7 protein-coding genes are annotated in these 8,851 nt (G+C 70.5%); 1 reads left to right on the forward strand and 6 read right to left on the reverse strand.

Features of this window, described 5'->3' with window-relative positions:
* Window positions 1-19: 19 nt before the first annotated feature.
* From carB to pyrR, 6 genes are all read right to left on the reverse strand, one after another.
* Window positions 20-3,328, reverse strand: a complete 3,309-nt coding sequence (gene carB / locus ACH41F_RS39420; RefSeq protein WP_398839663.1) for a carbamoyl-phosphate synthase large subunit — start codon at window positions 3,326-3,328, stop codon at window positions 20-22.
* Window positions 3,321-4,463, reverse strand: a complete 1,143-nt coding sequence (carA, locus tag ACH41F_RS39425; RefSeq protein ID WP_391240874.1) for a glutamine-hydrolyzing carbamoyl-phosphate synthase small subunit — start codon at window positions 4,461-4,463, stop codon at window positions 3,321-3,323. The genes carB and carA overlap by 8 nt, the downstream gene beginning before the upstream one ends.
* Window positions 4,460-5,026, reverse strand: a complete 567-nt coding sequence (locus tag ACH41F_RS39430) for a hypothetical protein (protein WP_391240871.1) — start codon at window positions 5,024-5,026, stop codon at window positions 4,460-4,462. Before ACH41F_RS39430 ends, carA begins: the two co-directional genes overlap by 4 nt.
* On the reverse strand, window positions 5,023-6,309 hold the full coding sequence (locus ACH41F_RS39435) for a dihydroorotase (protein WP_391240869.1): 1,287 nt from the start codon (window positions 6,307-6,309) through the stop codon (window positions 5,023-5,025). Before ACH41F_RS39435 ends, ACH41F_RS39430 begins: the two co-directional genes overlap by 4 nt.
* 5 nt (window positions 6,310-6,314) lie before the next feature.
* Window positions 6,315-7,292 (reverse strand): aspartate carbamoyltransferase catalytic subunit, encoded by a 978-nt coding sequence (locus ACH41F_RS39440; protein ID WP_391240866.1) that lies wholly within the window; start codon window positions 7,290-7,292, stop codon window positions 6,315-6,317.
* A gap of 79 nt (window positions 7,293-7,371) precedes the next feature.
* Complete coding sequence (gene pyrR / locus ACH41F_RS39445) at window positions 7,372-7,956, reverse strand: bifunctional pyr operon transcriptional regulator/uracil phosphoribosyltransferase PyrR (protein WP_398839664.1); 585 nt, start codon at window positions 7,954-7,956, stop codon at window positions 7,372-7,374.
* A gap of 252 nt (window positions 7,957-8,208) precedes the next feature.
* Here pyrR and bldD point away from each other — a divergent pair, with 252 nt between their 5' ends.
* A complete protein-coding gene (gene bldD / locus ACH41F_RS39450; protein ID WP_391240860.1) occupies window positions 8,209-8,709 on the forward strand; it encodes a transcriptional regulator BldD in 501 nt (166 codons plus the stop codon).
* The last annotated feature ends 142 nt before the right edge of the window (window positions 8,710-8,851 follow it).

The raw sequence follows: 8,851 nt of genomic DNA on the forward strand, positions 1-8,851 counted from the left end.
GTGTCCCCCTCGTCGGCTGCTAGTCGCGGGCCGCGGTCAGGTGTTCGGCGTGTTCCTGGAGCGAACGGACGCCCACGTCACCGTGGTTGAGGGCGTCGATGCCCTGGACGGCGGCGGCGAGCGCCTGGACCGTCGTCAGGCAGGGGACCGACCGTGCCACGGCCGCCGTACGGATCTCGTAGCCGTCGAGGCGGCCGCCGGTGCCGTACGGGGTGTTGACGATGAGGTCGACCTCGCCGTCGTGGATGAGCTGCACGATGGTCTTCTCGCCGTTCGGGCCGGTGCCCTCGGACTGCTTGCGCACGATCCTGGCGTTGATGCCGTTGCGCTTGAGGACCTCGGCGGTGCCGGAGGTGGCGAGCAGCTCGAAGCCGTGCGCGACCAGCTCGCGCGCCGGGAAGATCATCGAGCGCTTGTCCCGGTTGGCGACCGAGATGAACGCGCGGCCCTTGGTCGGCAGCGGCCCGTAGGCGCCGGCCTGCGACTTGGCGTAGGCGGTGCCGAAGACCGAGTCGATGCCCATGACCTCGCCGGTGGAGCGCATCTCCGGGCCGAGGACCGTGTCGACGCCGCGCCCGTGGATGTCCCGGAAGCGGGACCACGGCATGACGGCCTCCTTGACGGAGATCGGCGCGTCGAAGGGCAGCTCGCCGCCGTCGCTGTTCGCCGGCAACAGGCCCTCGGCGCGCAGTTCGGCGATGGTCGCGCCCAGCGAGATCCGGGCGGCGGCCTTGGCCAGCGGGACCGCCGTCGCCTTGGAGGTGAAGGGGACCGTGCGGGACGCGCGCGGGTTGGCCTCGAGGACGTAGAGGATGTCCCCGGCCATCGCGAACTGGATGTTGATCAGGCCGCGCACCCCGACACCCTTGGCGATCGCCTCGGTGGAGGCGCGCAGCCGCTTGATGTCGAAGCCGCCCAGGGTGATCGGGGGCAGCGCGCACGCCGAGTCGCCGGAGTGGATGCCGGCCTCCTCGATGTGCTCCATGACACCGCCGAGGTAGAGCTCCTGGCCGTCGTAGAGCGCGTCGACGTCGATCTCGATCGCGTCGTCCAGGAACCGGTCGACCAGGACCGGCCGGGAGGGGCTGATCTCGGTCGACTCGGCGATGTAGGAGGCGAGGCGGGTCTCGTCGTAGACGATCTCCATGCCGCGGCCGCCGAGGACGTACGAGGGCCGCACGAGGACCGGGTAGCCGATCTCGTCGGCGATGGCCTTGGCCTCGGCGAAGGTGGTCGCGGTGCCGTGCTTGGGGGCGGGCAGGCCCGCCTCGGCGAGCACGCGTCCGAAGGCGCCGCGGTCCTCGGCGGCGTGGATGGCCTCCGGGGACGTGCCCACGATCGGCACGCCGTTGTCCTTCAGCGCCTGCGCCAGGCCCAGCGGGGTCTGGCCGCCCAGTTGGACGACGACACCGGCGATGGGGCCCGCCAGGGACTCCGCGTGGACGATCTCCAGCACGTCTTCCAGCGTCAGCGGCTCGAAGTACAGGCGGTCGGAGGTGTCGTAGTCCGTGGAGACGGTCTCCGGGTTGCAGTTGACCATCACGGTCTCGTACCCGGCCTCGCTCAGCGCGAAGGAGGCGTGCACGCAGGAGTAGTCGAACTCGATGCCCTGGCCGATGCGGTTGGGGCCGGAGCCGAGGATGATGACGGCCGGCTTCTCGCGCCGCTCGACCTCGGTCTCCTCGTCGTAGGAGGAGTAGAAGTACGGCGTCTTCGCGGCGAACTCGGCGGCGCAGGTGTCGACCGTCTTGTAGACCGGGCGGATGCCGAGCGCGTGCCGCACCTCGCGGACGACGTCCTCGCGCAGGCCCCGGATCTCGCCGATCTGCTGGTCGGAGAAGCCGTGCCGCTTGGCCTCGGCCAGCAGCTCGGGGTCCAGCTTCGGCGCCTGGGCGAGCTCGTCGGCGATCTCCTTGATCAGGAAGAGCTGGTCGACGAACCAGGGGTCGATCTTCGTGTACGCGAAGACCTCCTCGGGGGTGGCGCCCGCGCGGATGGCCTGCATGACGGTGTTGATCCGGCCGTCGGTGGGCCGGACGGACTCCGCGAGCAGGGCCTCCTTGTCGCCGGGCTCACCGACGAAGGTGAACTGGCTGCCCTTCTTCTCCAGCGAGCGCAGCGCCTTCTGGAAGGCCTCGGTGAAGTTGCGGCCGATGGCCATGGCCTCGCCGACCGACTTCATGGTGGTGGTCAGCGTGGAGTCGGCCTGCGGGAACTTCTCGAAGGCGAACCGGGGGGCCTTGACGACCACGTAGTCGAGCGTGGGCTCGAAGGAGGCCGGGGTCTCGCGCGTGATGTCGTTGGGGATCTCGTCGAGGGTGTAGCCGACGGCGAGCTTCGCGGCGATCTTGGCGATCGGGAAGCCGGTCGCCTTGGAGGCGAGGGCCGAGGAACGCGACACGCGCGGGTTCATCTCGATGACGATCACGCGACCGTCCTCGGGGTTCACCGCGAACTGGATGTTGCAGCCACCGGTGTCGACGCCGACCTCGCGGATGATCGCGATGCCGACGTCGCGCAGTACTTGGTACTCGCGGTCGGTGAGCGTCATGGCGGGTGCGACGGTGATCGAGTCGCCGGTGTGCACGCCCATGGGGTCGAAGTTCTCGATGGAGCAGACGACCACGACGTTGTCGTTCTTGTCGCGCATCAGCTCCAGCTCGTACTCCTTCCAGCCGAGGATGGACTCCTCCAGGAGCACCTCGGTGGTCGGGGAGAGCGTGAGGCCCTGCCCGGCGATGCGGCGCAGCTCCTCCTCGTCGTGGGCGAAGCCGGAGCCGGCGCCGCCCATGGTGAAGGAGGGGCGGACCACGACCGGGTAGCCGCCCAGGGTCTCGACGCCCTGGAGGACGTCGTCCATGGAGTGGCAGATGACCGAGCGGGCGGACTCGCCGTGCCCGATCTTCTTGCGGACCTCCTCCACGACGCCCTTGAAGAGGTCGCGGTCCTCGCCCTTGTTGATGGCCTCGACGTTGGCGCCGATCAGTTCGACGCCGTACTTCTCCAGCGTGCCCGCCTCGTGCAGCGAGATGGCCGTGTTGAGGGCCGTCTGGCCGCCCAGGGTCGGCAGCAGGGCGTCGGGGCGCTCCTTGGCGATGATCTTCTCGACGAACTCCGGGGTGATCGGCTCGACGTAGGTGGCGTCGGCGATCTCCGGGTCGGTCATGATCGTCGCCGGGTTGGAGTTGACCAGGATGACCCTGAGGCCCTCGGCGCGCAGGATGCGGCACGCCTGGGTGCCGGAGTAGTCGAACTCGGCGGCCTGACCGATGACGATCGGGCCGGAGCCGATGACCAGGACGGACTGGATATCGGTGCGCTTAGGCACGCTGGCCCTCCATCAGGGATACGAAGCGGTCGAACAGGTAGGCGGCGTCGTGCGGGCCCGCTGCCGCTTCGGGGTGGTACTGGACGCTGAACGCCGGGCGGTCGAGGAGCCGGAGGCCTTCGACGACCTGGTCGTTCAGGCAGACGTGGGAGACCTCGGCGCGGCCGTAGGGGGTCTCGGAGACCTGGTCGAGCGGCGCGTCGACGGCGAAGCCGTGGTTGTGCGCGGTGACCTCGACCTTGCCGGTCGTACGGTCCTGCACCGGCTGGTTGATGCCGCGGTGGCCGTACTTCAGCTTGTAGGTGCCGAAGCCGAGGGCGCGGCCGAGGATCTGGTTGCCGAAGCAGATGCCGAACAGCGGGGTGCCGCGCTCCAGGACCGCCTGCATGACGGAGACCGGGTGGTCGGCGGTGGCGGGGTCGCCGGGGCCGTTGGAGAAGAACACGCCGTCCGGGTCGACCGCGTAGACGTCCTCGGCGGTCGCCGTGGCGGGCAGGACGTGCACCTCGATGCCGCGCTCGGCCATGCGGTGCGGGGTCATGCCCTTGATGCCCAGGTCCACGGCGGCGACGGTGAACCTCTTCTCGCCGACCGCGGGGACGACGTACGCCTCCTGGGTGGCGACCTCCTCGTACAGCGAGGCGCCCTTCATGTGCGGCTGGGCCTGCACGCGCGCGACGAGCTCGGACTCGGTGGCGATCGCCTCGCCGGAGAAGACCCCGGCGCGCATGGAGCCGCGCTCGCGCAGGTGGCGGGTGAGCGCGCGGGTGTCGATGTCGCTGATGCCGACGATGCCCTGCGCCACCAGCTCCTCGTCCAGGGACCGCTTGGCGCGCCAGTTGGACGGTACGCGCGCGGGGTCGCGCACGACGTAGCCGGAGACCCAGATGCGCCGCGACTCGTCGTCCTCGTCGTTCCAGCCTGTGTTGCCGATCTGCGGGGCGGTCGCGACGACGATCTGGTGGGCGTACGAGGGGTCGGTCAGGGTCTCCTGGTAGCCGGTCATGCCGGTGGAGAACACGGCCTCGCCGAAGGTCTCCCCCACGGCCCCGTAGGCGCGGCCGCGGAAGATCCGGCCGTCCTCCAGGACGAGTACCGCGGGAGCTTTCGAGGCTCCCCTTGTGGAGGTGGTCATCGTGCGCCTTCCGTTTCCGTCTTGTTGATCATGGAGTTGATGACGTCGACCCACTCGTTGTGCTCGGCCGCCCGGTCGGAGCGGAACCCGGAGTCGATCAGCCGGTCGCCGTGTTCCCAGGTCACGACCAGCAGCCCGCCCTCGGTGAGGACCTTGCCGGCGATGCCCTTGTCGAGCCGGGCCTCGCGCAGCGCCGCGCGGGGGACGAAGAAGTCGGCGGCCCCGGGGCGTACGACGTCCAGTCCCGCCTCCGTCAGGGTGAGCTCGACCAGGCTGCGGGTGCCGAGGCCGTGCGCCACGATGCGGTCGAGCCACTGCCCGGCGGTGGTGGAGCCGTGGTAGCGGCCGCTCATCGTCAGTCTGGCCGCACCGGGCTCCGAGGGCGCGCTGGGCAGCTCGGGCAGGTCGCCCTGGAGCGTGCCGCGCCACTTCCAGCCCTCGCGCATCAGCCAGTAGATGAGCGCGACGAACAACGCCAGTCCGACGAGCCAGCCGATACGGGCGGCCCAGTCGGTGACCTCAGCCGATTTCTGCTCGGCGGCCAGCAGGATTTCAGATGTCACGTGAGCTTCCCGTCGACGAGCGTGGCCTTGCCCCGGAGCCACGTGTGCGTGACACGGCCCGGCAGCTCACGCCCCTCGTACGGGGTGTTCCGGCTGCGCGAGGCGAAGCCCGCGGGGTCCACGTCCCCACGGTATTCCGTGTCGACGAGCGTGAGGTTGGCGGGCTCACCTGCCGAGACGGGGCGACCGTGTCCGGTGGCCTGCCCGATCCGCGCGGGCGTGAAGGACATCCGGTCGGCGACCCCGGCCCAGGTGAGGAGCCCGGTGTCCACCATGGTCTCCTGCACCACCGACAGCGCGGTCTCCAGGCCCACCATCCCCATCGCGGCCGCGGCCCACTCGCAGTCCTTGTCCTCGTGCGGGTGCGGGGCGTGATCGGTGGCCACGATGTCGATCGTGCCGTCGGCGAGCGCCTCGCGCAGGGCGAGCACGTCGCGCTCGGTGCGCAGCGGCGGGTTGACCTTGTAGACCGGGTTGTACGTGCGCACCAGCTCGTCGGTGAGGAGCAGGTGGTGCGGGGTGACCTCGGCGGTGACGTCGATGCCGCGGGACTTGGCCCAGCGGACGATCTCGACGGACCCGGCGGTCGACAGGTGGCAGATGTGGACGCGGGAGCCGACGTGCTCGGCGAGCAGGACGTCGCGGGCGATGATCGACTCCTCGGCCACCGCGGGCCAGCCGCCCAGGCCCAGCTCGGCGGAGACGACGCCCTCGTTCATCTGGGCGCCCTCGGTCAGGCGCGGCTCCTGCGCGTGCTGGGCGACGACGCCGCCGAAGGCCTTCACGTACTCCAGCGCCCGGCGCATGATCACGGCGTCGTCGACGCACTTGCCGTCGTCGGAGAAGACGGTCACACCGGCCGCCGACTCGTGCATCGCGCCCAGCTCGGCGAGCTTGCGGCCCTCCAGGCCGACGGTGACGGCGCCGATGGGCTGCACGTCGCAGTACCCGTGCTCCCGGCCCAGTCGCCAGACCTGCTCGACCACACCGGCGGTGTCGGCGACGGGGAAGGTGTTGGCCATGGCGAACACGGCCGTGTAGCCGCCGGAGGCCGCCGCGCGCGTGCCGGTGAGCACGGTCTCGGAGTCCTCGCGGCCGGGCTCGCGCAGATGGGTGTGCAGGTCGACCAGGCCCGGCAGGAGGACCTTGCCGCCGGCCTCGACGACCTCGGCGCCCTCGTCCGACAGGCCGGTGCCCACCTCGGCGATGACCTCACCGTCGATCAGGACGTCCTGCGGCTCGCCGCCGAGCACCTTCGCACCACGGATCAGGATCTTGCTCATGTCTGTTACTTCTCCTCGGTACGGGTGTGGCTGACGGCGGGCTCGTTGCCACCCAGCAGCAGGTACAGAACGGCCATCCGGATGGAGACTCCGTTTGCGACCTGCTCCACCACGGTGCAGCGGTCGGAGTCGGCGACCTCGGCGGTGATCTCCATGCCGCGGACCATCGGCCCGGGGTGCATCACGATGGCGTGCTCGGGCATCCGCGCCATGCGGTCGCCGTCGAGCCCGTAGCGCCGCGAGTACTCGCGCTCGGTCGGGAAGAACGCGGCGTTCATCCGCTCGCGCTGCACCCGCAGCATCATCACCGCGTCGGACTTGGCCAGCGTGCTGTCGAGGTCGTACGACACCTCGCAGGGCCAGGTCTCGACGCCGACCGGCACCAGGGTGGGCGGCGCGACGAGGGTGACCTGGGCGCCGAGGGTGTGCAGCAGGTCGACGTTGGAGCGGGCGACCCGGCTGTGCAGGACGTCACCGACGATCGTGATGCGCCGGCCGGACAGGTCCTGGCCGATCCCGGCGTCCCGCCCGACGAGCCGGCGGCGCATGGTGAAGGCGTCCAGCAGGGCCTGGGTGGGGTGCTGGTGGGTGCCGTCGCCGGCGTTGATCACGGCCGCGTCGATCCAGCCGGAGTTGGCGAGGCGGTACGGCGCCCCGGAGGCGCCGTGCCGGATGACGACCGCGTCGACGCCCATGGCCTCCAGGGTCTGGGCGGTGTCCTTGAGGGACTCACCCTTGGACACGCTGGAGCCCTTGGCGGTGAAGTTGATGACGTCCGCGGACAGGCGCTTCTCGGCGGCCTCGAAGGAGATGCGCGTGCGCGTGGAGTCCTCGAAGAAGAGGTTGACGATCGTGCGGCCGCGCAGGGTCGGCAGTTTCTTGATCGGCCGGTCGGCGACCCGGGCCATCTCCTCGGCGGTGTCGAGGATGAGGACGGCGTCGTCGCGGGTGAGGTCGGCGGCCGAGATGAGATGACGCTGCATCTGTCAGGCTCCGTAGGGAAGTTCGGGAGATTACGGGCACGTGCGGGCACGCCGAAGGCCGGCGTCGCTCGCCGTCTCGCTACGGGGTCTGCTTCGCGCCGAGCAGCACGGTGTCGCGACCGTCCTCCTCGGCAAGCTGGACCTTGACCGTCTCCCGCAGCGACGTGGGGAGGTTCTTGCCGACGTAGTCGGCGCGGATGGGCAGTTCGCGGTGGCCGCGGTCGACGAGGACCGCGAGCTGCACCGCGCGCGGACGCCCGATGTCGTTCAGGGCGTCGAGGGCGGCGCGGATGGTGCGGCCGGAGAAGAGCACGTCATCGACGAGGACGACGAGGCGGCCGTCGATGCCGTCACCGGGGATCTCGGTGCGGGCCAGCGCACGCGGCGGGTGCATGCGCAGGTCGTCCCGGTACATGGTGATGTCGAGCGAACCGACCGGAATCTTGCGCTCGGTGATCTGCTCCAGCTTGGCGGCGAGCCGCTGGGCGAGGAAGACGCCACGGGTCGGGATGCCGAGGAGCACCACGTCGTCGGCGCCCTTGGCGCGTTCGACGATCTCGTGGGCGATACGGGTCAACACCCGTGCGATGTCGGGGCCTTCGAGAACGGGCCGCGCATCGGGCGCCGCCTCGGCCTGGGAGTCCTGCTGGTTGTGCTTGTCCATATGAAACGGACCTCCTTCTCCGCCTCACGGGACGGACCTTAAAGGACGTCGGAATTGCGCCATCCACGGTAGCAGGCCGGAACGACGCCCCCGATCACCCCCCTGGCCTAATCGCCCACCACAACCACGGAAGAGGCGGTGCGGCTCATTCGGCTTGACGCAGAAGAGTAACGCTGCGTAACCTCACAGTGAGTTACCAGCCGCGCGGCTTGGATCACACCATCCGCGTCGACACAGTGTCCGGGGAGCTATATGTCCAGCGAATACGCCAAACAGCTCGGGGCCAAGCTCCGGGCCATCCGCACCCAGCAAGGGCTTTCCCTCCACGGTGTCGAGGAGAAGTCCCAGGGACGCTGGAAGGCGGTCGTGGTCGGTTCGTACGAGCGTGGCGACCGTGCCGTGACCGTGCAGCGTCTCGCCGAGTTGGCGGATTTCTACGGCGTACCCGTCCAGGAGCTGCTGCCGGGCACCACGCCGGGCGGTGCCGCCGAGCCGCCGCCGAAGCTGGTCCTGGACCTGGAGCGGCTGGCCCACGTCCCGGCCGAGAAGGCGGGCCCCCTCCAGCGCTACGCGGCGACGATCCAGTCGCAGCGCGGTGACTACAACGGCAAGGTGCTCTCGATCCGCCAGGACGACCTGCGCACACTCGCCGTCATCTACGACCAGTCGCCCTCGGTCCTCACCGAGCAGCTGATCAACTGGGGCGTCCTGGACGCGGACGCTCGTCGCGCGGTCGCCCACGAGGACAACTGAGCCGCTTCCCGCCTCAGCAGAAACGTGGCGCCCGGGGGGGGGGGGGGGGCCCCCCCCCCCCCCCCCCCCCGGGGCGGGGGGGGCCCCGGGGCCCCCGGGCCCCCCGGGGCCCGGCCCAGCCCGCCGGGGCGCGCCCGCGGCA

The sequence above is a fragment of the Streptomyces sp. NPDC020489 genome, from assembly GCF_044386545.1.
Taxonomy (GTDB): domain Bacteria; phylum Actinomycetota; class Actinomycetes; order Streptomycetales; family Streptomycetaceae; genus Streptomyces.

Bases quoted from the DNA above. Each gene is read 5' to 3' on its own strand.
- bldD (WP_391240860.1), top strand. From the start codon at position 8,209: ATGTCCAGCGAATACGCCAAACAGCTCGGGGCCAAGCTCCGGGCCATC.
- carA (WP_391240874.1), bottom strand. From the start codon at position 4,463: ATGACCACCTCCACAAGGGGAGCCTCGAAAGCTCCCGCGGTACTCGTC.
- pyrR (WP_398839664.1), bottom strand. From the start codon at position 7,956: ATGGACAAGCACAACCAGCAGGACTCCCAGGCCGAGGCGGCGCCCGAT.
- ACH41F_RS39435 (WP_391240869.1), bottom strand. From the start codon at position 6,309: ATGAGCAAGATCCTGATCCGTGGTGCGAAGGTGCTCGGCGGCGAGCCG.
- ACH41F_RS39440 (WP_391240866.1), bottom strand. From the start codon at position 7,292: ATGCAGCGTCATCTCATCTCGGCCGCCGACCTCACCCGCGACGACGCC.